This is a genomic window from Pseudomonas cichorii, assembly GCF_019719005.1.
Taxonomy (GTDB): Bacteria; Pseudomonadota; Gammaproteobacteria; order Pseudomonadales; family Pseudomonadaceae; genus Aquipseudomonas; species Aquipseudomonas cichorii_E.
Map to the genome: position 1 here is coordinate 1 of NZ_JAIGPJ010000027.1, position 25,481 is coordinate 25,481.

The following is a 25,481-nucleotide window of genomic DNA, read 5'->3' on the forward strand; positions in this document are numbered from 1 at the left end:
CGGGGCCGAACCCGGAGCAATGGCTTTGGTTACTTTGGCCGAAACCAAAGTGACGCGCCGTAAAGGCGCAAAGCGGCCTAAAGCCGAACCCTTAATCCGCAACCACATGGCACCGCAGCGCGACGCCAAGGTGGCGCCATCCTGGAACCTCACCATGATCAATCGAACCACGCTGGTGACGCTCACCTATGGTGATCGTTTCAAGTACCTGCACACACTCGTCAGCCGCTCGCTGGAAAGCCCGCAGATAGAGCGCGTCATCATTGTCAGCAATGCCTCAGTGGCACCTCTGGAATCCCTGAGCAACAAATGGCCCGGCCAGGTGCAGGTGATCTATCTGCCCGACAACACCGGCTCGGCCAATGGTTATGCGGTGGGTATCCAGGCGGCGCTGGATGCCGGGGCCGAATACATCTGGTTGATGGACGATGACAACGCACCGACCATCAATGCCATTTCGATCCTGCATAAATACCTGCATCAGCGCGAACAGATCGATGGCAAGGACAAGGCTGCCGTACTGGGCTTTCGTCCGACTCATCAGGCCGACATTGCCTCGGGCGTGCCGCAGCGTTTTGCCATCCAGAGGCGCTCCAGCTTTTTCGGGTTTCATATCGCGCAACTGCCCTACAAGATCTGGCGGCGCCTGCCCTGGGGACGACCTCAAGCCCTGCAAGGCGCGCCGCACATGGTGCAATTGCCCTTTGCTACCTACGGCGGCCTGCTGGCTCATCGCAGTCTGTACCAGAAGATCGGATTGCCGCTCGATGCCTTGAAGCTGTATGCCGACGACAGCGAATACACCTGGCGCATAACAGCGGGCGGCGGGCGGATCTTTCTGGTGCCCGAAGCCTTGCTCGATGACCTGGAGGACTCCTGGAACATCAAGGCCCGCAGCAGCAATGTCTATGAAAACTACCTGCTGGGCGGCTCGGACCTGCGCGCCTATTACGGTGCCCGCAACCAGGCCTGGTTCGACAAGAATGTCTGGGCCTCGTCATCGCTGCTCTACCGGCTCAACCGCGGGATATTTTTCTGTCTGCTGAGGCTGATTGCCCGCCGCTGCGATGCCGAACAACGCCTGAACCTGATAGAAGCAGCCATACGTGACGGAGAAGCCGGCGTGCTGGGCCTGAACAGGACGTATCCACTATGAAAATCCTGTTCATCAGCAGCCTTTATGCCCCCGATATCGGCGGTGGTGCCGAAATCATCCTGCAACGCATGGTCGAAGGCCTGCAGCAGCGCGGTCATGGCGTAACGGTACTGTGTACCACCGCCAGGGCCGGATTGCACATGGACGCGGTCAACCAGATCAAGGTCTATCGTGCCGGTCTGCACAACACGTACTGGCATTTCACGGCACAGCGGCCGGGACGTCTGGCCCGGCTTGGCTGGCACCTGCGCGATCGCTACAACCCCGGCATGCGCGATCATGTGAAGCGTGTTCTGTCACTGGAGCAGCCCGATCTGGTGATGTGCCACAACCTCACCGGCTGGTCGGTTTCGGCCTGGGATGAAATCAGCCAGGCCAGCATTCCGGTCGTGCAGGTCCTGCATGACATGTACCTGCTTTGCCCCAGCAGCACCATGTTCAAGAAAGGCCATAGCTGCCGGAAACAGTGCGGGCTTTGCACACGCTTTCGCACGGGTCACGACGAACGCTCTTCGCAAGTGGACGCCGTGGTAGGTGTCAGCCGTTTTCTGCTCAACAGCCTGCAGGAAAAGGGATATTTCAAGGGTTCGAAAAGCTACGTTGTCTATAACGCCAGCCCATGCCCGGCCAATGACTCTCAAGTCCAGGCAACCGAGCCTGATGCGCCTCTGCGCTTCGGCTATATCGGTACCTTGTCGGACCCCAAGGGCGTCGGCTGGCTGATCGATCAGTTCCAGCATCTGCCGTTCAACGCCACCCTGCAGATCGCCGGGCGCGGGCAGATCAATGACGAGGAGCGTTTCAAGGCAATGGCCACGTCACCGAACATCAGCTTCGTCGGCTACCAGAACCCCGAGGCGTTCTATCGCCAGATCGACGTCGCCATCGTGCCCTCCATGTGGAACGAGCCGTTCGGCATGGTCGCGGTAGAAGCCTGTGCCCATTCGCGTCCGGTCATCGCCAGCCGTATGGGCGGCCTGACCGAGATCATCAAGGATCAACTCAATGGCCTGCTTTGTAGCCCCGACGACCCGGACTCGCTGGGGCTGGCCATGCTCAAGCTGCATCAGCAACCCAGATTGCTGGCACGTCTTGGCGCTCAGGCCCATCGCAGTGTCGCTGACTTTCTGAGCCTGGAACTGATGCTGGACCAGTACGAAAACATTCTGATCCAGACCTTGCAGGACAGGATCGCATTGCCCCGGCTGCATTCCCTGCCCGATACCGCGTAGTGACATCCATCGGCCCGTGCCCCACTGAGCAAGCGCTCCGGACCGTGCCTCTTCATTGAGACAACCCATGTCAAAAACACCTGCATCCTGTTGGCGAAAACTGTTGATGGTTTTTCTGCCGTGGCTGCTTTCGATCCGTATCGCACAGGGAGAAGAGCCCTTCATCATCGGCGTCGATACCCAGTTGATGAACGACAATGGCACTTCGGCCAAGGTCTTGAGGCTGCTGGAGGAAGCAGGCGTCAGTTCGGTTCGCGACGATGCCTACTGGACCACCGTCGAACCCCGGCGCGGCCTGATGCGTATCGACCCTGCCTGGCGAGAATACTTGAGCAAGGCTCAGGAACACCGCTTGCGCCCCTTGCTGGTGCTCGGCTACGGCAACCCTTATTACGAAAACTATGCAAAACCCCGCCATCCCCCGGTCAGCCTGGCATTCGGCAACTACGTCAGCTTCGTCAGCCGGGAACTGGCCGACAGCGTCGATCTTTACGAAATCTGGAATGAGTGGGACCGGGACAACCCCGTCGACGCCTGGGCCACCAAGGACTACAACAATCTTGTCGAGGACAGCGTAGCCCGCATCCGTAAACAGAAGCAGCCGGTGACCATACTGGCGGGCGCAGTGACCAGCCTGGGCATGGACCTGGGGTTTGCCGACAGGCTGATCCAGAACGGCATTCTCAACCAGGTCGATGGCTTGTCACTGCACCCTTATGTGCATTGCCGTCACGAAGAACGCCACACGCCCGAACGCTGGATCGCCTGGTTGCGCTGGATCGACGCCGACCTGCGGACCCTGGCCGCGCGCCCCGTGCCTCTGTACCTGACAGAAATGGGCTGGCCCACCAACACAGGAAAATGCGGCATCAGCGAACAGACCCAGGCTGCCTTTCTGGCCCGCAGTTTTTTCCTGGCCCAGACCGTGCCGGACATCAAGGGCCTGTGGTGGTACGGCCTGATCGACAGCGGTCGGGACGCCAATGACCCGCAGCAGAACTTCGGCCTGCTCAAGTATGACCTGAGTCTGAAACCGGCCTACCTGACGCTCAAGGCCATCAGCAGCACGATTCTCGAATACCGCTATGACGCTGAAAAAAGCCGCGAGCTGGACAGCACGTATCTGCTGCGATTCGCCAAGGGCGCCGAACAGATACTGGTGGCCTGGACCACCGGCGTACCGAGGCTGACCCATGTGGAAGCCAGCAGCATGCAGCACGGCACAGTACGCATCATCGACAGCGGCCAGCCCGAAAGAGGTCAGTTCGACACCGATATCCCCTGGAACTGCAATGACGCGCGCTGCTCGGCACAGGTTCCGATCAATGAGTTTCCAAAAATAATCAGTCTGGGCACAAGACCAGCGCTATTCGCTCACGACGCACACTGACGTTCACAGATGCGCACGCAAAGCGAACACACACCACCCACTCCCTTGCAGGATGCACTTAATGATCTTTATCAATGCCCGGTTTCTTACCCAGGAAATAGGCGGGGTCCAGCGCTTCGCAGAGCAGTTATGCCTTGCACTCAAGGAGATACGCAACGATCTGGTTTTTGTCGCCCCCCACGGGATCAAACGCCATGAAAGCGCCAAGGCGCTGGAGGTGCGCTGCATCGGACGCAATAGCGGTCACCTGTGGGAACAAATCGACCTGCCGCTGTACCTGCGTCGCCAGGGCAGCCCGCTGCTGCTGTCGACCTGCAGCACCGGCCCGGTTCTTTACAGCAATCAGATTGCGACCCATCACGACATTACCTATGCACGCTTCCCGCAGAGTTACACACGAACCTTCAGGACCGTTTACCGGATCATCACGCCGCTCCTGCTGTCGCGGATCAAAACGCTTGTGACCAGCAGCAGTTTTTCCAGAGGCGAGATTTCCCGGTTCTACGGTTTCCCGGAAAAAAAGGTTCTGGTTCTGCCCGCCGCCGTCAGCGACGCCTTCATGCCTCAGCCGCCTGCCGAAGATGCCGGGAAATACTTGCTGGCCGTGTCATCCCCAAGTGCGCACAAGAACTTCCACCGGATGATCCAGGCCTTCATGAGCTTGCGCGGGCATGAAGATGTCCAGTTGCATATCGTCGGCGGCGCCCATGGGGTCTTTGCAGACCCGGACCTGCAACGCCTGGCCTGCCGGGACCCGCGGATCCGCTTTCTGGGACGCCTCAGCGATGCCGAACTGATCAGGCAGTACCAGGGCGCCACGGCTTTCGTCTTCCCTTCTCTGTACGAGGGCTTTGGCATTCCGCCGCTGGAAGCCCAGGCTTGCGGTTGCCCGGTGCTGGCGGCCAATGCGGCCTCTATTCCCGAAGTGCTGCAAGCCAGCGCCCTGTATTTCGACCCTCTGGATGTCAGCCACATGGCTGCCGCCATGCAGCGGGTGCTGATCGATGAGCCGTTACGCAAGGCATTGCGCACACAGGGCCTGAAGAACGTGACGCGCTTTTCCTGGGAGAGCTCGGCCATACGCCTGTCACAACGCATCGATGCCCTGCTGGGCTCATCCCCTCAACACGCCGCCAATGCCCGCTCCGTGCCGGAAACCCCTTCGGGAAAAAGCTGAATCTCAATAAAACGGCCACGCCAAGACGCGATCAGCCTGCGCCTGAAGTAGAGCGAGCTACAGAGCAAGGAATCTCCATGAGAATTGCTATCGTCCACGACTGGCTGGTGACCTATGCCGGTGCCGAGCGCGTGCTGGCTTCACTGATCAATATCTGGCCCGAGGCGGATCTGTTTGCGGTCATCGATTTTCTCAGCGACGAGGATCGCGCCCATCTGGGCGGCAAAGTCGCCAAAACCACCTTTATCCAGAACCTGCCGGGAGCCCGAACCCGATACCAGCGCTACTTGCCATTGATGCCACTGGCCATCGAGCAACTGGATCTGTCCGGCTACGACCTGGTCATCAGCAGCAGCCATGCGGTGGCCAAGGGCGTGCTCACCGGTCCCGACCAGCTGCATGTCAGCTATGTCCACTCGCCTATTCGCTATGCCTGGGACCTGCAGCATCAATACCTGCGCGAGTCGGGCCTGGACAAGGGCCTCAAGGGCAAGCTGGCGCGGCTGGTGCTGCATTACATGCGCATGTGGGATCAACGCACCTCCACCGGCGTCGATGATTTCATCGCCAACTCGCGCTTCATTGGCGCAAGGATCTGCAAGGCGTACCGCCGTGAATCCACGGTGATCTATCCGCCGGTAGACACCCAGAGCTTCACCTTCCAGGAAGGTCCCCGGCAGAACTATTACTTCACCGCCTCACGCATGGTGCCCTACAAGCGTTTGCCGATGATCATCGAAGCCTTTGCCGCCATGCCGGACAAACAACTGGTGGTGGTGGGCGATGGCCCGGACATGGCCAAGGCCCAGGCCATCGCCAGCAAGGCGCCCAATGTCCGGCTGCTGGGTTTTCAGCCGGCAGCGGTGCTGCTTGAGCACATGCGCGCTGCCAAGGCATTCGTGTTTGCGGCCGAAGAGGATTTCGGCATCAGCCCGGTTGAGGCCCAGGCCTGCGGCACGCCGGTGATCGCCTTCGGCAAGGGCGGCGTGCTGGAAACCGTTCACGGGCTGGATCACCCGCAGCCCACCGGTGTTTTCTACAGGCAGCAAAACGTTGCTTCGCTGATTGCTGCCATCAGTGAGTTCGAGTCCGCGCAATCGCTTATCAGCCCACAGGCCTGCCGGTCCAATGCCGAACGGTTTTCGGTGCGGCGCTTCGAGCATGAAATCCGCTCGTTCGTCGAGAGCCGCATGAGCGCCACGCACCTGACCCACCTGCCGACCCGGCTCTGGCTGAATCCAGACAGCCCGAGCCGGATCAACAGCGAAGTGTCATCCCGAGTCGTTCCAACCGAATCCGTTTGAGCGAGCCCCTTAATGCGCACCCCAGTCCGCGGCATCCTGCACGCCCACCAATCAGCCTTGTCAGTGGCCCATCGCCTGCTGGACCTGACCATCATTGTGCTGATCGGCTATTGGCAGAGTCAGCATCAACCGGCAGCCAGCACTGCCGAAATCTGGTTCCAGATCATCCTCGCCGTACTGGTTTTCCATTGGCTGAGCGAGTTTCATCAGCTCTATGGCTCATGGCGGGGCGAACGCATCCTGCGCGAGCTGGCCAAGGTCTTCAATTACTGGGCCCTGACCTTCGTCATTCTGCTGTCCGTGGACTACCTGCTGTTCAGCAGCTTCCAGATGCCCGATAACAGCCATATGTCCTGGTTCGCACTGGTACTGGCGGCCTTGTGTGGCTACCGGCTGTTGATTCGCAGGGTCCTGCATGGCTTGCGACGTCACGGATTCAATACTCGGCGGGTCGCGATTGTCGGCACCGGTCAGGTCGGTGCCCGGCTGGCGCAGTCCATTTCCAGTGCGCCGTGGATGGGCCTGAATCTGCTGGGTTTCTACGACTCGCAACCCATGCAGATGGAGCTCAACAGCAACGGTCATCATGTTCCGGTGTTGGGCAATCTCGAACAACTGATCGACGACGCCCGTGCAGGCAAGGTCGACAAGGTCTACATCACCCTGGCATTCAGCGGCGAACCCTATCTTCGTGAACTGATCACGGGGCTCAGCGACACCACGGCATCTGTGTACCTGATCCCGGACATTTTCATGTTCGAGCTGCTGCATGCCCGCAGCGAAAGTATCAATGGCCTGGCCAGCATCAGCATTTTCGACTCGCCCATGGATGGAGCCTGGAGTCTGGTCAAACGGGCCGAGGACATTGTGCTGTCAGTCCTGATTCTGCTGCTCATCGCCTTGCCCATGCTGCTGATCGCCCTGGCAATCAAGCTGACCTCACACGGACCGGTCCTGTTTCGCCAGCGGCGTTACGGCCTGGACGGACGACCGATCATGGTCTGGAAGTTTCGCAGCATGAATGTGCAGGAAAACGGCTCCGTCGTGCGCCAGGCCACCCGCAACGATGCGCGCATCACGCCGCTGGGGGCTTTTCTGCGCCGGACCTCCCTGGATGAGTTGCCGCAGTTTCTGAATGTGCTGCGCGGCGACATGTCCATCGTCGGCCCGCGCCCTCATGCCGTGGCGCATAACGAGCAATACCGCAAGCAGGTCAGCGGCTACATGTTGCGGCACAAGGTCAAGCCGGGCATTACCGGCTGGGCACAGATCAATGGCTGGCGTGGCGAAACCGACACGCTGGACAAGATGCAGAAGCGTGTCGAGTTCGACCTTGAATACATCGAGCACTGGTCAGTCTGGCTGGATCTCAAAATCATCCTGTTAACCCTGTTCAAAGGCTTTCTCAACAAGAACGCCTTCTGACTGGCTCGACAGCTCTCACCCCAAACGAAACGAAGGATTCCGGGCACCCGACGCCGGAGGGAGGTATGTGCGCGCACAAGAGATCAAGCCGCAGCGACATGTGGAACAGGGAAGCAATGAAATCATCGTGGTGCCAGATGCACCGTCAGCAAGGAACTCTCATATGAATAGAAACCTGGTTGTTATGCTGCTCTGCGGTCTGATACTGCAGGGATGTGTGTTTGCCCCCGGCCAACACATGACTTCAGAGGACGTCACAACGGATGATCCGGACGGCCCCAAGGCTCAATTGGTCAATATCACCCCAAAGAGCCTGCAACAACAGCAGCAACGCATCGCTTCCAATGCGGTGGCCCTGCCTCCTGAGCTGCTGAATTACAAAACCCCGGAATATGTGGTCGGCCCGGGCGATACCTTGCTGGTGACGGTTTTCGAGCATCCCGAACTGACCGCTCCGGGCTCACAGGACCAACTGGACGCCAACACCCGGGAAGTACTGAGCGACGGCACGCTGTTCTTCCCTTATGTCGGCCGGATCAGGGCGGGAGGCAAGACGGTCAGCCAGATTCGCGAACAATTGCGCATGGGCTTGGCGCCGCAATACACCGAGGTCAAGGTGGACGTGAAAGTGCTGCGCTACAACAGCCAGCGCGTCCTGCTCTCGGGTTCGTTCAAGACCCCCGGCCCGCAATCGATCACCAATATTCCCTTGAGTCTGGTGCAGGCCGTCAGCACCGCCGGCATTGATCTCACCGATGCCAACCTGGCAGGCCTGAGCCTGAGGCGCGATGGCCGGGACTACCTGATCGATATCGACTCGCTGAACCGCCAGGGCTCGCAACTGAGCAAGATATTCCTCAAGGATGGCGACTACCTGCACCTCAACAGCAACTCCAAGAACAAGATCTACGTGCTGGGCGAAGTGCGTAACCCGCAGGTCATTTCCTTCGGCACCACCAGCGTGACGCTGCTAGAAGCCCTGGGCAGTTCCGGCGGCCTGAGCCCGGAAAGTGCCGATGGCGACGCGGTGTATGTGATTCGTGGTGCCGAGAACCAGGCCAATGCGGCGTCCACGGTCTATCACCTCAATGCCGAAAAGCCCACCTCCTACCTGCTGGCCGGCCAGTTTGAACTGCGGGCTCAGGATGTGGTGTTCGTGGGACCTGCCAACATCACGCGATGGAGCCGGTTCATCAGTCAATTGCTCGGCTCGGCCAGTGTGGTCCAGACAGGCGCAGCCTTCACAAACTGAACCTGATCGCAAAACGTCCCTGCACTACCTGTGCGGGGATTTTTTTTGTCTGCGGAAAGTGTCTGCGCAGCAACAGTGGATCAGCACTTGCCTGCTGATTCAGCATCAAAAGCTTGCGGCCTGATGGGATAATTGAAAATAAACTCTTTATTTTCAATGAGTTGATAAAAAACAAAGGCTGGCACACATGCTGCTTTGCAGGTATACGCTTATCGCAAGGAATTCAGCATGTTGGTCGTTTCGCTTTCAGGCAGCCCCTCCCCCAAATCCCGCTCCGGCGTCGTCCTGGCCCATGCCGGCCGTTGGCTGGAAAGCCAGGGCGTCAATGTCACGACGCTGCGCATCCGTGACTTCAAGGCCGAAGACCTGCTCTTCGCCCAGTTCGACAGCCCTCAGGTGCAGGACTTCATCGAAGCGGTCCGCCAGGCCGATGGCCTGCTGATCGGCACGCCGGTCTACAAAGCATCGTTCTCCGGCGCCCTCAAAACGCTGCTGGACCTGCTTCCCGAGCGGGCCCTGCTCGGCAAAGTGGTGCTGCCATTGGCTACCGGCGGCAGCATCGCCCATATGCTGGCCGTGGATTACGCCCTCAAGCCGGTGCTTTCCGCGCTGAAATCACAGGAAGTGCTGCACGGTATCTTCGCCATCGATAGCCAGATCAGTTACAGCGATAACGAACTGGGCGGTGAGCTGGATGAAATTCTCACCGAACGCCTGCGCGAAGGGCTGGAGCATTTCCTGCTCGGCTTGCAGCATCGGCTCCAGGCCCGCAGGAAACAGCAAGGCGGGCATTTGCAACTGGCGTTGTAAAAACGGTTCTGTGTACTGACTGTGTGGGACCGAATTTATTCGGGAAGCATTTTTTCTTCAGATAAAGATGCGGCGGGTGTACAGACCCCTTCCCGGATAAATCCGGTCCCACTTGGTCGCGACTTAGTGTTCAAGCACCAACGGATACAGCGACACCACCAGCAAAACCGCCATCACGCCATTGAAGATCCGCAGCTTCAGAGGGTCGCGCAAGACGTTGCGCAGCAAACTGCCGAACCCGGCCCAGATGCAGACGCAAGGCAAGCCGATCAGGGCAAATACCGACGCGATGACCAGCACATTGGTGAAATACCCTTCCACCGGCGTGTAGGTGCTGATCGCGCCAATCGCCATTACCCAAGCCTTGGGATTGACCCACTGGAACAACGCCGCCGGGAGAAAACCCAAGGGGTCGCCACGCTGTTCAGAAGAATCGGAGGCCGGACCCGAAGTCGCGATTTTCCAGGCCAGATACAGCAGATAGGCCGCGCCCACATACCGCAGGATGGTGTAGAGCACAGGCCAGGTCTTGAACAGACCGCCCAGACCAAAACCCACCGACAATATCAGCACGAAAAAACCGATACTGATTCCCGCCATGTGCGGGAGGGTGCGCTGGAAACCGAAGTTCACCCCCGATGCCAGCAGCATCGTATTGTTGGGGCCTGGGGTCACGGAGGCGACAAACGCAAACAATGCGAAAGCCAGCAGCAGATCGAAAGAGAGGAACATCGCACTGTCCAGAAGAGGGTAAAGTCAGGCGCTCACCCTAGCGGAGCATCGCCTGCAAACACACGGACAGTGGGGGAAACTTTTACCGGTACAGTTTTATAAAAAATCGTTTTTTGTAAAATTGTTAAGCCGCTTTCACCCGCGACCGCCTTCCAGCAAGGTCCCACGATCAACGCTCACTTCACCGGCTTCATCAAACTTGCGAACCTGTTGAATGGACGGATCAGCCATCAGTTGAGCCTTGCGCGCCTGATATTCGTCGAACGACAGACCGCGACGGTTCAGGTCTTCCAGTGCCAGTTGATGAGTTTCCTCGGCGGTGTAGGGACGCAACTCGACCGAGTGATGAGTTGAACAGCCGCCCAGCAGCACAGCGCTGAAGAACACGACAAGACCAAGAGCAAAGAAATGATTCATGGGAGCCTCCAGACTGACTCGTTTTCGGGAATGAACAAAGGTTAATCCCCGGCTCCCTCAGGCAAAAATCATCCATCGTGATAGTGGCTATCGACTTTTTCGGCATGCTGGATCAATACCTCACGCAGCGCATGGGCGGCGGCTGACAATTTGTGGTCGGCCAGCATCATCAGGCCGATGCGCCGTTCGATGCGCGGCTCGACCAAAGCAATGCAGCGAGCACCCAGCTCCTGCATCTGTTGAATGCACAACGCTGGCACCGCACTGACGCCCAGGCCATTGGCGACCATGCGGCCGATGGTGGACAACTGATGGCTCTCGAAGGCCACCGAAAGCTTGCCGTGCTGCGCTGCAATTGCTTCCTCCAGCAACAGGCGCACGGCTGAAGGACGTTGCAGGGCGATAAAGTCCTCGCGCAGCAGCTCGCTCCAGGTCAATTGTTGGCGCTCGGCCAGCGGTGAATCCGCTGCGACCACGGCGACAAAACGATCCATGTAAAACGGCGTGAAGACCAGCGAATTACTCGACTCGGGCTCAAAGCCGATCCCCAGTTCGACCCGGCGATGGCGCACCATTTCCACCACCTGCTCGTTGATCACGTCATGCACCGCCACGTTGACCCGTGGGTAAAGCCCGCGAAAGACCTTCAATGCGCCCGGCAACAGATTGCCCGCAAACGAAGGCATTGCCGCCACCGACACTTTGCCCATCTGCAGCGTGAAGCGCTGGCGCAGCAGCTCTTCGGTGTTGTCCCAGTCGGCCAGCAACTGGCGCGCCAGCGGCAGCAGGGTTTCGCCTTCAGGGGTCAGGCTGACCGTACGCGTGGTGCGCGTGAGCAACTGCCCGCCCAAGTCATCCTCCAGGCTCTTGATGGTCAGGCTCAGGGCCGGCTGTGACAGATGCAATCGCTCTCCGGCCTGGGCAAAGCTCAGGCATTGGGCAACCGCCAGAAACGCCCGAAGCTGTTTGACGTTCATATATTTGCTTTTCTTATCAATTGATCAGAAAAACAAAATTAACAAATCACTGAGCGAGAGAGAAGATGCAGGTACAACGGTCCTTGACGATCAACAATAAAAAAGGCGAATCATCATGGCTGGACTCGATAAACGTGTCGCGACCTATGAAGAGGCCCTTGCCGGCCTGACCGATGACATGACGGTGTTGTGCGGCGGCTTCGGTCTGTGTGGCATCCCGGAAAACCTCATTGCGCAGATCAAACGCATGGGCATCAAAGGCCTGACGGTGGTTTCCAACAACTGCGGCGTCGACGGTTTCGGCCTGGGCATCCTGCTGGAAGATCACCAGATCAGGAAAATGATCTCCTCCTATGTCGGCGAAAACGCGCTGTTCGAGCGGCAGTTGCTCAGCGGCGAGCTGGAAGTCGAACTCACGCCCCAAGGCACCCTGGCAGAAAAACTCCGCGCAGGCGGTGCCGGCATCCCGGCGTTCTATACCGCCACCGGCTACGGCACCCCGGTTGCCGAAGGCAAGGAAACCCGCCAGTTCAACGGGCGCAATGTGATTCTGGAAGAAGCCATCACCGGCGACTTTGCACTGGTCAGAGGCTGGAAAGCCGACCACTTCGGCAACGTGATCTATCGTCATACCGCGCAGAACTTCAATCCGGTGGTCGCCACGGCGGGCCGGATTACCGTCGTCGAAGTCGAGGAAATCGTCGAGCCGGGCGTGCTGCTGCCTACCCAGATCCACACGCCGGGCATTTATGTCGATCGGGTGATTCAGGGCACCTTCGAGAAACGCATCGAACAGCGCACCGTCAGGAAATCCTGAGCACGTCGCTTTTGCGGGCTGTTTCCTCAAAACAGGAAGCGGCGTACAACAAAAAAGAGAGTTCAGACCATGGCACTTTCCCGCGAACAAATGGCTCAACGTGTCGCCCGTGAATTGAAAGACGGTTACTACGTCAACCTGGGCATCGGCATCCCGACGCTGGTGGCCAACTACGTCCCCACAGACATCGACGTGATGCTGCAATCGGAAAACGGCCTGCTGGGCATGGGCGAATTTCCCACTGAAGACACCATCGATGCCGACATGATCAACGCTGGCAAACAGACGGTGACCGCACGCATCGGTGCCTCGATTTTCTCCTCGGCCGAATCCTTCGCCATGATCCGTGGCGGCCATGTGGACCTGACGGTTCTCGGCGCTTTTGAAGTGGATGTCGAGGGCAATATCGCGTCCTGGATGATCCCGGGCAAGCTGGTCAAGGGCATGGGGGGTGCGATGGATCTGGTGGCAGGTGCCGACAACATCATCGTCACCATGACCCATGCTTCCAAAGACGGCGAATCCAAACTGCTGCCCCGTTGCAGCCTGCCCCTGACCGGTGCCGGTTGTATCCGTCGGGTGCTGACCGACCTGGCCTATCTGGAAATCGAAAACGGTGCCTTCATCCTGCGCGAACGTGCGCCAGGGGTCAGCGTGGAAGAGATCGTGGCCAAAACCGCAGGCAAGCTGATCGTGCCGGATGATGTGATTGAAATGACGTTCTGAGAGCCTTGTTTCACTCCACGGCTACAGCAGGCCGATCCAACTCTTTATACAGCAGGCCGCTCTTTTAGAGCGGTCTGCTGTATTGTTGCCTGAAAAAACGCTGGCCAAATTAGTGGCATATAGCTATTAATGTCATTTCTATCACCGTATTGAAAATACTTGTCTAGAGTGTCATGACCGGAGCATGAAAAAGTCGCCTGGGGCCTGATTGTGTTGGCATCCAGAACAATTGACTTATATCTCTCGCTTCTCTGCTACATGGCAAGCTCACCCTAAAACATAGCACTGCCCCTGTTTTTGAAAGGTGAATGACCAACCCTCTGCCCTTGGCAAAGACTGTCATCGGCCTCACGAATACAGCCCATCAGAAACAAGAATTGGCTTATCACCCTCCATAAAAGTAAAACTGACCAGAAGAGGAACCCACTTGATGAATGTATTAACTGCTATTGCTCTGAGTCTGGCCGCTGGTTTTGCAGTTCCGCTGCAGGCGGGCACTAATGCCAGGCTGGGCACATTACTGGGGCATCCCTTATGGGCCACGACTGTTTCACTTCTGGTCAGTCTGATTGCGGTATTCGCCGTCATATTGATATTCAAAGTTGAAAAGCCGAATACCACGACGTTACAAGGTGCACCCTGGTGGGCCTGGCTGGGTGGAGTAGCTGGTGTTTTCTATATCACCATTGCATTGTTGATGGCCCCTCGACTGGGAACACTCAACTTCATGATGGCGGTTATTGTTGGACAGCTGGTTATTTCATTATTGATTGATTATTTCGGCCTGGTGGGTCTTCCCCGCAGACCGGTCAACATTCAGAAGTTGTTCGGCGTTTTCGTTGTCATTATCGGCTTCTTGATTACTACACGCAGTTAATCCGAGGCCCTGGATTTTCACCACACAAAGGAAGTTAACAATGGCCGGTCAATCCGCAGCATACGATTCAATTGGCGAACGCTTCGAAGCGTTTACAGACAGCGCGTCACAGCGTTCCGTCGAGACTCAAACCTTCTTTCACATGATGGGAGATGTGAAAGGCAAGTCCGTACTGGATCTGGCCTGTGGCTTCGGTTTTTTTGGCAGGGAGCTGTATCGCCAGGGCGCCAGCAAAGTCGTTGGGGTCGATATTTCTTCCTCCATGATCGAACTGGCCCGCAAGGAGTCCGAGCGTAACAATGAGGCCATTGAATATCTGGTTTCCAATGTTGCGGACATGGGGACATTGCCACAGGCGCCCTTTGACCGGGTCAGCGCAGCCTGGCTGTTCAACTATGCGCAGTCGATCGACGAACTGGAAACCATGTTTGCGGTGGTGGCAAAGAATCTCAAGCCCGGTGGAAGGCTGATTGCCTATACCGTTGACCCCGGCTTTCAACTGGCACAGGGGAATTTCACCAAGTATGGCGTCCATGTGCTCAATGAACAGCCTCACAAGGGCGGCTTTCGCTGCGATGCAGAATTCGTCACCCAGCCGCCCAGCGCATTCACGTTCTACCGCTGGAGTCGCGAGGCTTACGAAACCGCACTGTCCAAAGCCGGATTCTCCACTTTCGAGTGGCAGAAACCAATCATCTCCAAAGCCAATCGTGACAAATTCCCCGCCGGTTACTGGGATGACTTCGAGCGCAACTGCCTACAGACCGGCCTGGTCTGTACACGCTAGCGACCCGACTCCCAGCCTCGTAAACAGGAGGCTGGCGATATCCCGTGATTCCCGCAGGAGGCACGTCTCAAATGGCGACAAATCATCCATTCACCCACTGGCCAGTCTTTGAAGGGCCGCTAACCCCTCAAATGACCGACAGGTATCTGATGGGTCTGCCCGAGCACTTTTATCAACCCTTGAACATGTCGCTGCCTCTGGCGACCTGGAAATTGCTGGCTCAGGAGCCCACAGAGCGACTGATCGAGCGCCTTCAGGATCCCGAAGCCACATTGCCGGCCCGCTTGGCAGCGGGCAAGTTACTCGCGCAGACCGTCGACACACGTATCAACGTACTCGACCCACAGATGATTGATATCAGAGGCGGTAACGTGTCGGTAGGCCTGGCTGGCGATGAAGTCGACTCGGTCATGCAGGATATGCACGGGCTGGGGCTTGATCGGTCATGGATCGAAAAGGAAGTGCCGCGCCACGCGGTGACACTCCAACCCTATCGCATCGGCAAGTTTCCGATCACCAATCTGGAATACCGGGCTTTCCTGGAAGACTCGATGCAACCCAGGATCCCGGATAACTGGCCTTTCGGGCAGTTTCCAACGGATCGGGCCAATCATCCGGTATTCGGCGTAACTGTCGACGATGTTGAGGCCTACATAGACTGGCTCAACGGGCGTACCGGGCGCCAGTTTCGCCTGCCACTGGAAGCGGAATGGGAATACGCCGCTGCCGGCCCCAGAAACCTGGCATTCCCGTGGGGCAACAGCTTTCTGCCTGACCATTGCAATACGGCAGAGCTGGGGCTGTTCACTTCATCGCCTGTTGGCGCATTCAGCCAGGGTGCCTCGCCGTTCGGCTGCATGGACATGGCGGGAAATGTAGAAGAGTACGTCGCCGACGACTACGGCCCCTACCCCGGCGGTCAAGCGATCGAAGACGATCTGGTTACGGTTGTGGGCACTCATCGCGTCGCCCGGGGCGGAAGTTTCACTCGCTTCAGAGATCTGGCACGCAATTGCCGACGCCACGGCAAATACCCTCGAGCCATCTATGTCATGGGGTTTCGCCTTGCAGAAACACCCTCGGCGTGAATCATTGCCTCCGTGTCCCCCTATAAAAACAAATAGCCTCATCACTCAGTAAGAAGGTTAATCATGAAAACTGTCAAAGTGCGTAATAAAGTTGATATTCCTCTCAATGAAGGTCAATGCCCTGGCACGTTTTTCACCTTTAGCGGCCTTGACCCGAAACATGAACATATTTTGATAAAGCTGGGGCCCGATCGACCGGAAAGTCCCCTCGTGCGTATTCATTCCGAATGCCTGACCGGAGACGTTTTCAGCTCACAACGTTGCGATTGCGGGCCTCAACTGACCGAATCCATCAATCGCATGCACAAGGAAGGCGGCTATCTTATTTACTTGCGTCAGGAAGGACGCGGCATCGGCTTATATGCCAAGCTTGAAGCCTATCGACTTCAAGACACGGGCCTGGATACCTTTGAAGCCAATACGCACCTCAGTTTCCCGGAAGATGATCGAGACTTTTCTCTGGCAGCCAGCATGTTGAAAGCTGTGGGTATTACTGATTGCCGTATTATCACCAACAACCCCGAAAAAGTGTCGGCTCTGGAATCAAACGGCATACATGTTTCAGACGTCATTCCTACTGGCGTGTTCATCACTGAACATAACCGAAACTATCTACAGGCCAAAATCGACAAGAAACAACACAGTATCGCCCTTAGCAACTAACTGATTTTTCTTACCGTCTGCCTTATGCACGGGCCGACAGCGGCTGACTGAAATTCGGGTTTCCCATTTATCTAAAGGATATAGATCATGCGTCATTTCGGACCTATCAGTGGTATCAACGCCTTCAAAGATCGTTATGTAGCCACCGCAGGCTATGACAATCAGGTCATTCTGTGGGATGCCAGGACCAAAACGCCCATCCAGCGCGTGCTGCATGACCACCTGGCCAATCAATGCGCATTCAATGCCGAGGGTACGCTGCTGGTCAGTGCCAGCAGCGACTACACGGCGCGCGTCTGGGAAGTGCCTGGCCTGCGCCTCAAGGCTGTGCTGATCGGGCATGAAGACGATATCGAGATGGCCGCGTTCTCGCCGGACGGTCAGACCATCGCCACCAGCTCACGCGATCACACACTGCGCTTGTTCGACCTGCAAGGACAGACCCGACACATTCTCGAAGGCCACAGTGCCGATGTGATTTCAGTCAGTTGGTCAGCCGACGGCCGCACACTGGTTTCAAGCAGTGACGATGGCTCGATTCGTCGCTGGTGCGCCCAGACCGGTAACCAGCTTGAACTCATTGATCTGGGGGGTGTGGAAACCGACACCGTGGCGCTGTCACGGGACGGAATCATTTTCGCAGGTGACGATGAGGGCAAGATTTCTCTCATCGATGCCAACGGCACTCGCCTGCACCCTGCCCATGATGCCGGGATCAAGCGCATCATCTGGGATGATGAGCAGCGTCTGCTGGTCAGTCTGAGCTACGACCGTTGCGTCATGCTCTGGCATCTGGATGAGCACAACCATCTGGTCAAGACTGCACAGACGTCCCTGCCCAGCATCATCTGGCCGCGCAGTTGTACGTTGCTGGGAACCGACCGCATCGCCTTCGTGACCTTTGGCTCACGGTACGCAACCTGGAACTTCAAGACACAGGTCTGGGACCTGGACGGTATCGAGCCTGCGATCAGCCTCAATGCCGTGGCTGTCGTCAACGACGACATCTACAGCATTGGCGATGCCGGAATCCTGCACATCAATGGCCAGGCCAGCACTCACGCCGGCAGCCTCTGCAACTTCCTGCTGCCCTTCGGCGAAAGCGTTCTGACAGGCGGGCAAATGGGCACCGTGTTCGACGCCCGTACCGGTGACACGCTTTATCAGCATCGCTCTCCGCTCAACTGCGGCACTACGTTCGAGAAAAATGGCCAGTTGCATGCGGCCATCGGAACGTACACCGGCGAGGCGCTGATTTTCGCGCTGGAAGCAGGCCAGCCCCGCTTCGTCACCTCGGTACAACTGCATGAGAATGCGATCAAGGGTATCGCTGCCGACGAAGCGTTTCTGTTCAGTGTGTGCGCGACGGCGGCGGCGGCTTTTCACCGGATCGACGATTTCAGCCTGGAACGCTACCTGGACAAGGCACACGCTCGTATTTCCAACGGCTGCACCCGCATTGAAGACGGTTTTGCCAGCATTGGCAGGGACCTCAAGCTGCGCCTGTGGCGTAACGGTCAGGATGAGGTCTATGACACGCCTCACCAGCACTCGATCAAGTGCATTGCCATTTCCCCTGACCACACGCAGATCGCAACAGGCAGTTATGGCGGGACAGTGGCCATTTTCGATGTTGCCAAGCGTCGCTGGGTGGCTGTGGAGAAACCGACGGCCAGCGGTATCTCCTGCATCTCCCACAACATTGACGGCACAGGCTTCCTGGCCAGCGCCTATGACGGGCGCATCTACCCGATCAACGTCCACGCCGGAGCACAGGCGCAGGTATGAACCACTTCACTGAATGCGACTTCCAGCACATGCAGCATGCATTGTCGCTGGCCGCACGTGGCAGTCACTCCACATGGCCCAACCCTCGGGTGGGCTGTGTGATTGCCCACGGAGCCCAAGTGGTTGGAGAAGGCTGGCATCGCAGCGCTGGCGGGCCGCATGCCGAAGTCTTTGCGTTGCGTCAGGCCGGGGCACTGGCAAAAGGTGCCACGGCCTATGTGACGCTGGAGCCCTGCAGCCATGTAGGACGCACCGGCGCCTGCCATCAGGCGTTGATCGACAGCGGCATTGCTACGGTTGTCGTCGCCCATGAAGACCCTTACGAGAAGGTCAACGGACGCGGTATCGCACAACTTCGTGAAGCCGGTATCGAGGTCAAGGTGGGATTGTTCAGGACCGCCGCCCGGGAACTCAATCGCGGCTTTCTGTCCAGTGTCGAACGGCACAGACCCTGGGTGCAGTTAAAGCTGGGCATGAGCCTGGACGGTCGGACGGCACTGAACAACGGTCGTTCACAATGGATTTCCAGCCATCAGGCACGCAGTGATGTGCAACTCTGGAGAGCGTCCAGCGCAGCTATCGTGACCGGCAGTGGCACTGTACTGGCTGATGACCCGTTGCTGACCGTCCGCCATCTCTCCTCACCGGCGGCCTTGCCTCCGGTCAGGGTCGTGATCGACAGCAAGGCCCGGGTCCCCGGCAACGCGCGGGTATTCAATAACCTGGCGCCCAGCCTGCATGTGGTCGGGCTGGACGCCTCACCGGCCCCGTCCACAACCACGGGCAGCGAAGTACTGCGCTTGAAAAGCGACGAGAACGGAGTGGATCTTGCGCAGTTGATGCACGTGCTCAGCGAACGCGGCCTGCACGATGTTTTCGTGGAGGCAGGCCCCACTCTGGCCGGCGCGTTGCTCAAGGCCGGCCTGGTGGACGAACTGCTGGTCTACATCGCACCGCGCCTGCTGGGTGATATCGCCCGGCCGATGGTCCATCTACCGGAGTTGACCAGCCTTCACGACAGCCTGGATTTCAGTCTGTATGAAGTCACCAGCATCGGTCCGGACCTGCGCTTGCGGCTGCGTCCCGATCAGAACGAGACCGTGCGATGAGCGGCCGCCTGTGCGACCTGTTCGCGTAGCCATTGATGAGCAGGGTCTTCATTGAACCGGTCATGCCAGATCTGTACGAACGGAAACGGCGGAATGGTCAGAGGTGGCCTGAGTTGTACAAGCGAGTCGTCAAGAGGTGCTTCATCCAGCGTGCGTGTGGCGACAGTAAGGATCAGATCGGTATTGCTGATCATGCCTGGCGCCGTGCGCCAGTGCGGCACACTGACGGCGATACGTCGGTGCAGGCCCTGGGCACGTAAAAGCGTGTCCACCTCGCCCACGCTTCCATCCATGGAAACGGATATATGCGGACGCAACAGATAATTCTCGAGATCGAGCGTTCCACCCGGCGGCAAGGTATTGCGGTCGAGCAGGCACGAAAATGTTTCCTCGAACAGCGTGGCCTGGGAGATGTCGGTCGGCAGGTTGGGAAATACGCCCAACGCCAGATCGATCTTGCCTTGAGCGACTTGCTCAAGCATGCCGTGACGGCTGCTCTGGGTGACAACCAGCGTAGTGTTGGGCGCTTCCCGGCGAAAACGGACCAGCAGTTTGGGCAACACGATTGCCGCGCCGTAATCCGACATGGCCAGGTTGAACGTGCGCCGGGAGGTGGCCGGTTCAAAGGCAATCGAACTGCCAAACAGCCCTTCGATCTGGCTCAACAGGTTCTTGAGGGGAGTCTGGATGCTGAGTGCCAATGCGCTGAGGAACACATCATTGCCTTTCCTGATCAGGATCGGGTCATCCAGCAGACTGCGCAACTTGCTCAGGGAGTGACTGATGGCAGGCTGACTCAGATGCAATCGTTCGCCCGTGCGGGTGACGTGCTTTTCAGTCAGCAGGGCATCGAGAACCACCAGCAAATTCAGGTCGATATTACGCAATAAAACAGTAGCCATCCTTAGCCTTCCAACTTCGGGAGAGAGGGTGCTTCCTTGATTCCATAAGGAGAGCGAGATATGCCGCGACTCAACAGGATCATTGAGACCGCGCTTTATGTGAAAGATCTTACAGAAGCCAAGAATTTTTACTACAAAACGCTTGGGCTCGAAGTGATGGTGGAAAGCAACGTACTGGTTGCACTGAACGTTGGCGGGGCGAACGCCCTGTTGCTGTTCAAGCAAGGTGCCTCCCTGGAAACCAAGCACCTGAGTGGCGGAGAAATCCCGCCTCATGATGCTCAGGGCCGAATCCATGTCTGCTTTGCTATCGACACTGCGGATATGGCCCCCTGGACCGATCGACTTGCCCAGGCAGGCGTTCCCATAGAAGGCCGGACGCAATGGCCAAAAGGCGGGTCGAGCATTTATTTCCGAGACCCGGACGACCACCTTGTGGAACTCCTGACTCCGGGTTGCTGGCCGATCTATTAAAAGCCATTCAAGGAAAATCCCAATGATTGATGTCGGTGCAGCGAGACGCCACCCACTCATTGCTCTGCTGCTCTCGGGACTGGTCATGCTGGGCAGTATCTGGACGTTTCGCACGAGCACGGCCCAGCCTGTGGACACTGCGACGGTGACGCCTGTGAAGGTCGCGGTTGCCAGGGTCGACAGCGCGCCGTTCACCGATTACCTGGAAGCCATCGGCGAGCTGGAGGCTTTTCAGGAGGTCAGCGTACCTGCCGAGGTCGGCGGGCGTATCATCGACCTGCCCATACGCTCAGGACAGCAGGTCGAGGACGGTCAGGTGCTGGTGCGTCTGAATGATGCACGCCAGCGCGCAGACCTGGTGCGCCTGCAAGGCAAGATGAAAAACAGCCAGGCACGTTTGCAACGCGCACGCCAGCTCACCTCTCTGGACGCGATGTCCCGACAGGAAGAAGGCGATGCGCAAAGCGAGTATCTGGCTGCAAAGGGTGCCTTGCAGGCACTTGAAGCCGAAATCGATCAGCTCACCATCAAGGCGCCCTTCGCCGGCACTCTGGGGATTCGCCAGGTGCATCTGGGCCAATATGTCACAGCAGGACAAACCCTGATCAACCTTGTGGGCAACGAGGGTTTCTACGTCAACTTCAGTGTGCCGGAACATGCCCTGCCCCACATCCAGCCCGGCAGGCCGCTGGAAGTCGTGCTCGACGCACTGCCGGATCAACCGATAACAGGCATGGTCACGACGCTGGACCCCATTCTCGACCGCTCGCGAATGATCAACGTCCAGGCACGTCTGCAACAGCCCCCCAAGACGGCACTGCCGCGCATGTTTGCCCGAGTCAAAGTTCCTCAGGCGCAGGCCAGGGATGTGTTGACCGTACCGGAAACGGCGATCACCTATAACGCCTATGGCGAAGAGATCTATGTGCTTGAACCGGCACAGGATGCCCGACAGGCACTCAGGGTACGTCGGGTAGCCGTAAAAACCGGCGAACGCCGTGATGGTCGGGTCATCATCGAACAGGGCGTGCTGCGCGATGACCGCGTGGTGGTTTCCGGGCAGTTGAAGCTCAGTGACGGTGCCGTGATCGAGCCGGTTGGCAAGAGCGTGCTCGACACATCGGCCTCGCACCTGCATGACACCTTCAAGGGAGCAGACCTGTGAAGTTCACGGATGTCTTCGTTCAACGTCCAGTGCTGGCGCTGGTGGTCAGCCTGCTGATCGTACTGGCCGGGCTCAAGGCCTATCAGGACCTGACGGTTCGCCAGTATCCGCTCCTGGAAAGTTCGACCATTACCGTAAGCACAGAGTATCCGGGCGCGCCGGCCGAACTGATGCAGGGTTTCGTGACCCAGCCGCTGAACCAGTCCCTGGCCTCGGTACAGGGCGTTGACTACGTCAGTTCGTCATCGGTGCAGGGACGCAGCCTCATCACGTTGCGCCTGGGGCTGAACCAGGACTCCAGCAAGACCTTGAGCGAGGTGATCGCCAAGGTCAATCAGGTCAAGTATCGCTTGCCCGAACAAGCCTATGATCCGGTCATCGAACGCTCCGCCGGAGATGCCACAGCCGTTGCCTATGTAGGATTCTCAAGCGATCGCATGACCGTGCCCGCACTGAGCGATTACCTTGACCGGGTTGTCCAGCCGCTGTTTTCCGGCATTGATGGCGTGGCCAAAGTCCAGACATTCGGCGGTCAGCGCCTGGCCATGCGCCTCTGGCTGGACCCCATACGCCTGGCCGGCCACGGCATCAGCGCCGAAGATGTCGAGCGGGCGATCAAGGCCAATAACTTCCAGGCGGCGCCAGGCCAGATAAAGGGCCAGTACGTTGTCAGCTCGATTCAGGTCAACACTGACCTGAGCAGCCTGAAAGACTTTCGCGACATGGTCATCAGCAACCAGGCAGACCGTTTATTGCGCCTGCGCGATGTGGGCAGCGTAGAGCTGGGGTCGGCAGCCTACGAAACCAGCGCTCTGATGGATGGCAAACCCGCCGTACACCTGGGCCTTTATGCGACACCGGACGGGAATCCGCTGTCGATAGTTGCAGCCATAAGGCAACTGCTGCCCGAAATAGAAAAGACTTTACCCCCGGGAGTGCAGGTAGCCCTGGCCTTTGAAACCGCAAATTTCATCCACGCTTCTATCGTCGAAGTGATCGAAACACTGATCGAGGCCACGTTGATCGTGGTGCTGATCATTTATCTGTGCCTGGGGTCGGTGCGCAGCGTACTGATCCCCATTATCAGCATTCCGCTGTCAATGCTCGGTGCGCTGGGGCTCATGGCGCTATTCGGGTTCAGTATCAACCTGCTGACCCTGCTTGCCATGGTTCTGGCGATCGGGCTGGTAGTGGACGACGCCATTGTGGTCATGGAAAACATTCACCGCCACATCCGCGAAGGCCGCACGCCCTGGGAGGCTGCACTGGCAGGTGCGCGGGAAATCGCTTCTGCGGTCATTGCCATGACCATTACCCTGGCGGCCGTCTACATGCCGATCGGATTGATGGCGGGCCTGACAGGCGCATTGTTCAAGGAGTTCGCCCTGACGCTGGCCGGCTCGGTGCTGGTATCCGGAGTGATTGCGCTGACCCTGACGCCCGTCCTTTGCACCCGGCTATTGCCATCCGGACAGGACGAAGCGCCCATGAGTCAACGTGCCGAGGCGTTTTTCCGGCATCTGTCCCGGCGTTACCAGCGGGCACTGATTGCCTCGCTTCGCCGGCGTGGAGTCGTTCTGGCCTTTGCCGCGATGGTTCTGGTCAGCCTGCCCTGGCTGTATGGCATGGCCGCCAAAGAACTGGCCCCCAACGAGGATCAGGGCAATCTGCTGCTGGCAATCAAGTCGCCGCAAAACGCCAGCCTCGATTATGTGGAACGCTATGCCTACCAGTTGAGCGACATCATGAGTCAACTGGACGAAGCATCCAGCACCTGGATCATCAACGGTACCGACGGGGTGGCGGCCAGCTTCGCCGGCGTCAACTTCGCTTCGTGGGATGAGCGCAAACGTAGCGCGGCACAGATCCAGAGCGAGTTGCAGCATGCGGTGGATGCCGCCGAAGGCAATGCCGTTTTTGTATTCCAGTTGCCAGCCTTGCCGGCATCGAGCGGAGGGCTGCCTGTGCAATGGATCATTCGCACAACTCAGGACTATCGCGTACTGCACGAAACAATGGAGGGTCTGAAACAGCGGGCGCGTGACAGCGGGCTGTTCGCGGTAGTCGACAGTGACCTTGCGTTCAATAACCCGGTGGTCAGGGTACGTATCGACCGCAGCAAGGCCAACAGTCTGGGCATTCGCATGCAGGATATCGGCACGACCCTCATGGTGCTGATGGGCGAAAACTACACCAACCGTTTCGGGCTACAGGGCCGTTCCTATGACGTCATCCCCCAGACCTCGGCAGGCCAGCGCCTGACGCCCCAGGCCCTCAACAATATCTACGTCAGTACCGATCAGAACCGTCAGATACCGCTTTCCAGTGTAGTCACCCTGGAGCGTGACATTCAGCCCAACGCACTCAAGCAGTTCAACCAGCAGAACGCTGCAACCTTCCAGGCCATTCCCGCGCCGGGTGTCAGCCTGGGACAGGCTGTTGCGTTTCTGCAGGCACAAGGTGAAAGCCTGCCTGCCGGCTTCAGCCAGGACTGGCAGGCCGATGCCAGACAATTCATTCATGAAGGCAACTCGTTGCTGATCGCCTTCCTGTTTGCCCTGCTGGTGATTTTCATGGTGCTGGCTGCTCAATACGAAAGTCTGATCGATCCGCTGATCATTCTGATCACCGTGCCGCTGTCGATCTGCGGCGCGCTGATTCCCCTGGCCATGGGTCTGGCAAGCGTAAACATCTACACCCAGATCGGCCTGGTCACCCTGATCGGGCTGATCAGCAAGCACGGGATTCTGATGGTCGAGTTCGCCAATGAATTGCGCGTGCTCAGAAGCTGTACGGCGGCTAAAGCGATGGTGCAGGCATCGCGCATTCGCCTCAGGCCGATCCTGATGACCACGGCGGCGATGGTCGTGGGTCTGATCCCTTTGTTGTTCGCCAGCGGAGCGGGCGCCAACAGCCGTTTTGGCCTCGGCCTGGTAATCGTTGTCGGCATGCTGGTGGGCACCTTGTTCACGCTGTTCGTCCTGCCATCCATTTACACCGTGCTGTCACGTGTTCACACACCGCATGGCAGCCGGGATGCATTGAGCACACCAGCAACTGTCTTGAAAAGTCCAGGGAGGTGATTGTTTCAGGTGGAAAAACGGGCAGGGTCGGCAAGACCTTGCCCGCGGCAGGATTTGCTAGCCTTGAGCGAGGAAGCTCGCTGGCGACCCGGCTGGCCTGACAGCACCGACGAATCAGAGAGCTTCCTCC

The 25,481-nt window shown here is 58.1% G+C and carries 23 protein-coding genes; 19 read left to right on the forward strand and 4 right to left on the reverse strand.

Annotated elements, in window-relative coordinates; all coding sequences use genetic code 11:
• Positions 1–154 precede the first annotated feature (154 nt).
• The 8 genes from K5D32_RS18200 (at position 155) to ssuE (ending at position 9,746) form a co-directional block, all read left to right on the forward strand.
• Complete coding sequence (locus K5D32_RS18200) at positions 155–1,156, forward strand: glycosyltransferase (RefSeq protein WP_221601383.1); 1,002 nt, start codon at positions 155–157, stop codon at positions 1,154–1,156.
• Complete coding sequence (locus K5D32_RS18205) at positions 1,153–2,388, forward strand: glycosyltransferase family 4 protein (protein ID WP_221601328.1); 1,236 nt, start codon at positions 1,153–1,155, stop codon at positions 2,386–2,388. Before K5D32_RS18200 ends, K5D32_RS18205 begins: the two co-directional genes overlap by 4 nt.
• Before the next feature lie 106 nt (positions 2,389–2,494).
• A complete protein-coding gene (locus K5D32_RS18210) occupies positions 2,495–3,778 on the forward strand; it encodes a hypothetical protein (protein ID WP_221601385.1) in 1,284 nt (427 codons plus the stop codon).
• A gap of 61 nt (positions 3,779–3,839) precedes the next feature.
• Positions 3,840–4,955: a glycosyltransferase family 1 protein gene (locus tag K5D32_RS18215; protein WP_221578374.1), complete on the forward strand. Its 1,116-nt coding sequence runs from the start codon at positions 3,840–3,842 to the stop codon at positions 4,953–4,955.
• Positions 4,956–5,032: 77 nt separating this feature from the next.
• Entirely contained in the window at positions 5,033–6,259 is a 1,227-nt protein-coding gene (locus tag K5D32_RS18220; protein ID WP_221601330.1) for a glycosyltransferase family 4 protein, read from the forward strand.
• A 12-nt stretch (positions 6,260–6,271) separates the two neighbouring features.
• Positions 6,272–7,684 (forward strand): undecaprenyl-phosphate glucose phosphotransferase, encoded by a 1,413-nt coding sequence (locus tag K5D32_RS18225; RefSeq protein WP_221594345.1) that lies wholly within the window; start codon positions 6,272–6,274, stop codon positions 7,682–7,684.
• Positions 7,685–7,847: 163 nt separating this feature from the next.
• The gene (locus K5D32_RS18230; RefSeq protein ID WP_221601332.1) at positions 7,848–8,936 is read left to right on the forward strand and encodes a polysaccharide biosynthesis/export family protein; all 1,089 of its coding nucleotides are present in this window, start codon (positions 7,848–7,850) and stop codon (positions 8,934–8,936) included.
• Positions 8,937–9,164: 228 nt separating this feature from the next.
• Positions 9,165–9,746, forward strand: coding sequence for an NADPH-dependent FMN reductase (ssuE, locus tag K5D32_RS18235; RefSeq protein WP_221578378.1), 582 nt, complete (start codon positions 9,165–9,167; stop codon positions 9,744–9,746).
• 123 nt (positions 9,747–9,869) lie between these two features.
• Here ssuE and K5D32_RS18240 read toward each other — a convergent pair whose 3' ends face one another.
• From K5D32_RS18240 to K5D32_RS18250, 3 genes are all read right to left on the reverse strand, one after another.
• Complete coding sequence (locus K5D32_RS18240) at positions 9,870–10,478, reverse strand: LysE family translocator (protein ID WP_221601334.1); 609 nt, start codon at positions 10,476–10,478, stop codon at positions 9,870–9,872.
• A gap of 135 nt (positions 10,479–10,613) precedes the next feature.
• Positions 10,614–10,895 carry a hypothetical protein gene (locus K5D32_RS18245; protein ID WP_221578380.1) on the reverse strand — a complete coding sequence of 94 codons (282 nt, stop codon included), beginning with the start codon at positions 10,893–10,895 and terminating at the stop codon, positions 10,614–10,616.
• 68 nt (positions 10,896–10,963) lie between these two features.
• On the reverse strand, positions 10,964–11,872 hold the full coding sequence (locus K5D32_RS18250; RefSeq protein WP_221594344.1) for a LysR family transcriptional regulator: 909 nt from the start codon (positions 11,870–11,872) through the stop codon (positions 10,964–10,966).
• Positions 11,873–11,987: 115 nt separating this feature from the next.
• On the opposite strand from K5D32_RS18250, the gene K5D32_RS18255 reads away from it, so the two are divergent.
• The 8 genes from K5D32_RS18255 (at position 11,988) to ribD (ending at position 19,727) form a co-directional block, all read left to right on the forward strand.
• Positions 11,988–12,689, forward strand: coding sequence for a CoA transferase subunit A (locus tag K5D32_RS18255; RefSeq protein ID WP_025259438.1), 702 nt, complete (start codon positions 11,988–11,990; stop codon positions 12,687–12,689).
• A 69-nt stretch (positions 12,690–12,758) separates the two neighbouring features.
• Entirely contained in the window at positions 12,759–13,415 is a 657-nt protein-coding gene (locus tag K5D32_RS18260) for a CoA transferase subunit B (protein WP_221578383.1), read from the forward strand.
• A 430-nt stretch (positions 13,416–13,845) separates the two neighbouring features.
• Complete coding sequence (locus K5D32_RS18265) at positions 13,846–14,292, forward strand: DMT family transporter (RefSeq protein ID WP_221578384.1); 447 nt, start codon at positions 13,846–13,848, stop codon at positions 14,290–14,292.
• 40 nt (positions 14,293–14,332) lie between these two features.
• Positions 14,333–15,079, forward strand: a complete 747-nt coding sequence (locus tag K5D32_RS18270) for a class I SAM-dependent methyltransferase (RefSeq protein WP_221578385.1) — start codon at positions 14,333–14,335, stop codon at positions 15,077–15,079.
• Between the two features lie 71 nt (positions 15,080–15,150).
• Positions 15,151–16,167 (forward strand): SUMF1/EgtB/PvdO family nonheme iron enzyme, encoded by a 1,017-nt coding sequence (locus K5D32_RS18275; RefSeq protein WP_221601336.1) that lies wholly within the window; start codon positions 15,151–15,153, stop codon positions 16,165–16,167.
• A 63-nt stretch (positions 16,168–16,230) separates the two neighbouring features.
• A complete protein-coding gene (gene ribA / locus K5D32_RS18280) occupies positions 16,231–16,830 on the forward strand; it encodes a GTP cyclohydrolase II (RefSeq protein WP_221578387.1) in 600 nt (199 codons plus the stop codon).
• An 87-nt stretch (positions 16,831–16,917) separates the two neighbouring features.
• Positions 16,918–18,618, forward strand: a complete 1,701-nt coding sequence (locus K5D32_RS18285) for a WD40 repeat domain-containing protein (RefSeq protein ID WP_221601338.1) — start codon at positions 16,918–16,920, stop codon at positions 18,616–18,618.
• Positions 18,615–19,727, forward strand: coding sequence for a bifunctional diaminohydroxyphosphoribosylaminopyrimidine deaminase/5-amino-6-(5-phosphoribosylamino)uracil reductase RibD (ribD, locus tag K5D32_RS18290; protein WP_221578389.1), 1,113 nt, complete (start codon positions 18,615–18,617; stop codon positions 19,725–19,727). The genes K5D32_RS18285 and ribD overlap by 4 nt, the downstream gene beginning before the upstream one ends.
• On the opposite strand, the gene K5D32_RS18295 is transcribed toward ribD, so the two are convergent.
• Positions 19,706–20,629 carry a LysR family transcriptional regulator gene (locus K5D32_RS18295; RefSeq protein ID WP_221578390.1) on the reverse strand — a complete coding sequence of 308 codons (924 nt, stop codon included), beginning with the start codon at positions 20,627–20,629 and terminating at the stop codon, positions 19,706–19,708. The genes ribD and K5D32_RS18295 overlap by 22 nt on opposite strands.
• Positions 20,630–20,689: 60 nt before the next feature.
• On the opposite strand from K5D32_RS18295, the gene K5D32_RS18300 reads away from it, so the two are divergent.
• From K5D32_RS18300 to K5D32_RS18310, 3 genes are read left to right on the forward strand one after another with little or no spacing between them, the layout of a single operon-like run.
• Complete coding sequence (locus K5D32_RS18300) at positions 20,690–21,103, forward strand: VOC family protein (RefSeq protein WP_221578391.1); 414 nt, start codon at positions 20,690–20,692, stop codon at positions 21,101–21,103.
• 22 nt (positions 21,104–21,125) lie between these two features.
• Positions 21,126–22,268, forward strand: a complete 1,143-nt coding sequence (locus K5D32_RS18305) for an efflux RND transporter periplasmic adaptor subunit (protein ID WP_221601340.1) — start codon at positions 21,126–21,128, stop codon at positions 22,266–22,268.
• Positions 22,265–25,351: a MexW/MexI family multidrug efflux RND transporter permease subunit gene (locus K5D32_RS18310; protein ID WP_221601342.1), complete on the forward strand. Its 3,087-nt coding sequence runs from the start codon at positions 22,265–22,267 to the stop codon at positions 25,349–25,351. The genes K5D32_RS18305 and K5D32_RS18310 overlap by 4 nt, the downstream gene beginning before the upstream one ends.
• Positions 25,352–25,481: the final 130 nt, after the last annotated feature.

What these genes read in the sequence shown, in the direction of transcription:
- K5D32_RS18205 (WP_221601328.1), top strand. Translation starts at nt 1,153, where the DNA reads ATGAAAATCCTGTTCATCAGCAGCCTTTATGCCCCCGATATCGGCGGT.
- ribD (WP_221578389.1), top strand. Translation starts at nt 18,615, where the DNA reads ATGAACCACTTCACTGAATGCGACTTCCAGCACATGCAGCATGCATTG.
- K5D32_RS18275 (WP_221601336.1), top strand. Translation starts at nt 15,151, where the DNA reads ATGGCGACAAATCATCCATTCACCCACTGGCCAGTCTTTGAAGGGCCG.
- ribA (WP_221578387.1), top strand. Translation starts at nt 16,231, where the DNA reads ATGAAAACTGTCAAAGTGCGTAATAAAGTTGATATTCCTCTCAATGAA.
- K5D32_RS18215 (WP_221578374.1), top strand. Translation starts at nt 3,840, where the DNA reads ATGATCTTTATCAATGCCCGGTTTCTTACCCAGGAAATAGGCGGGGTC.
- K5D32_RS18300 (WP_221578391.1), top strand. Translation starts at nt 20,690, where the DNA reads ATGCCGCGACTCAACAGGATCATTGAGACCGCGCTTTATGTGAAAGAT.
- K5D32_RS18210 (WP_221601385.1), top strand. Translation starts at nt 2,495, where the DNA reads ATGGTTTTTCTGCCGTGGCTGCTTTCGATCCGTATCGCACAGGGAGAA.
- K5D32_RS18270 (WP_221578385.1), top strand. Translation starts at nt 14,333, where the DNA reads ATGGCCGGTCAATCCGCAGCATACGATTCAATTGGCGAACGCTTCGAA.
- K5D32_RS18200 (WP_221601383.1), top strand. Translation starts at nt 155, where the DNA reads ATGATCAATCGAACCACGCTGGTGACGCTCACCTATGGTGATCGTTTC.
- K5D32_RS18255 (WP_025259438.1), top strand. Translation starts at nt 11,988, where the DNA reads ATGGCTGGACTCGATAAACGTGTCGCGACCTATGAAGAGGCCCTTGCC.
- K5D32_RS18285 (WP_221601338.1), top strand. Translation starts at nt 16,918, where the DNA reads ATGCGTCATTTCGGACCTATCAGTGGTATCAACGCCTTCAAAGATCGT.
- K5D32_RS18260 (WP_221578383.1), top strand. Translation starts at nt 12,759, where the DNA reads ATGGCACTTTCCCGCGAACAAATGGCTCAACGTGTCGCCCGTGAATTG.
- K5D32_RS18305 (WP_221601340.1), top strand. Translation starts at nt 21,126, where the DNA reads ATGATTGATGTCGGTGCAGCGAGACGCCACCCACTCATTGCTCTGCTG.
- K5D32_RS18295 (WP_221578390.1), bottom strand. Translation starts at nt 20,629, where the DNA reads ATGGCTACTGTTTTATTGCGTAATATCGACCTGAATTTGCTGGTGGTT.
- K5D32_RS18250 (WP_221594344.1), bottom strand. Translation starts at nt 11,872, where the DNA reads ATGAACGTCAAACAGCTTCGGGCGTTTCTGGCGGTTGCCCAATGCCTG.
- K5D32_RS18245 (WP_221578380.1), bottom strand. Translation starts at nt 10,895, where the DNA reads ATGAATCATTTCTTTGCTCTTGGTCTTGTCGTGTTCTTCAGCGCTGTG.
- K5D32_RS18225 (WP_221594345.1), top strand. Translation starts at nt 6,272, where the DNA reads ATGCGCACCCCAGTCCGCGGCATCCTGCACGCCCACCAATCAGCCTTG.
- K5D32_RS18220 (WP_221601330.1), top strand. Translation starts at nt 5,033, where the DNA reads ATGAGAATTGCTATCGTCCACGACTGGCTGGTGACCTATGCCGGTGCC.
- K5D32_RS18230 (WP_221601332.1), top strand. Translation starts at nt 7,848, where the DNA reads ATGAATAGAAACCTGGTTGTTATGCTGCTCTGCGGTCTGATACTGCAG.
- K5D32_RS18240 (WP_221601334.1), bottom strand. Translation starts at nt 10,478, where the DNA reads ATGTTCCTCTCTTTCGATCTGCTGCTGGCTTTCGCATTGTTTGCGTTT.
- ssuE (WP_221578378.1), top strand. Translation starts at nt 9,165, where the DNA reads ATGTTGGTCGTTTCGCTTTCAGGCAGCCCCTCCCCCAAATCCCGCTCC.
- K5D32_RS18265 (WP_221578384.1), top strand. Translation starts at nt 13,846, where the DNA reads ATGAATGTATTAACTGCTATTGCTCTGAGTCTGGCCGCTGGTTTTGCA.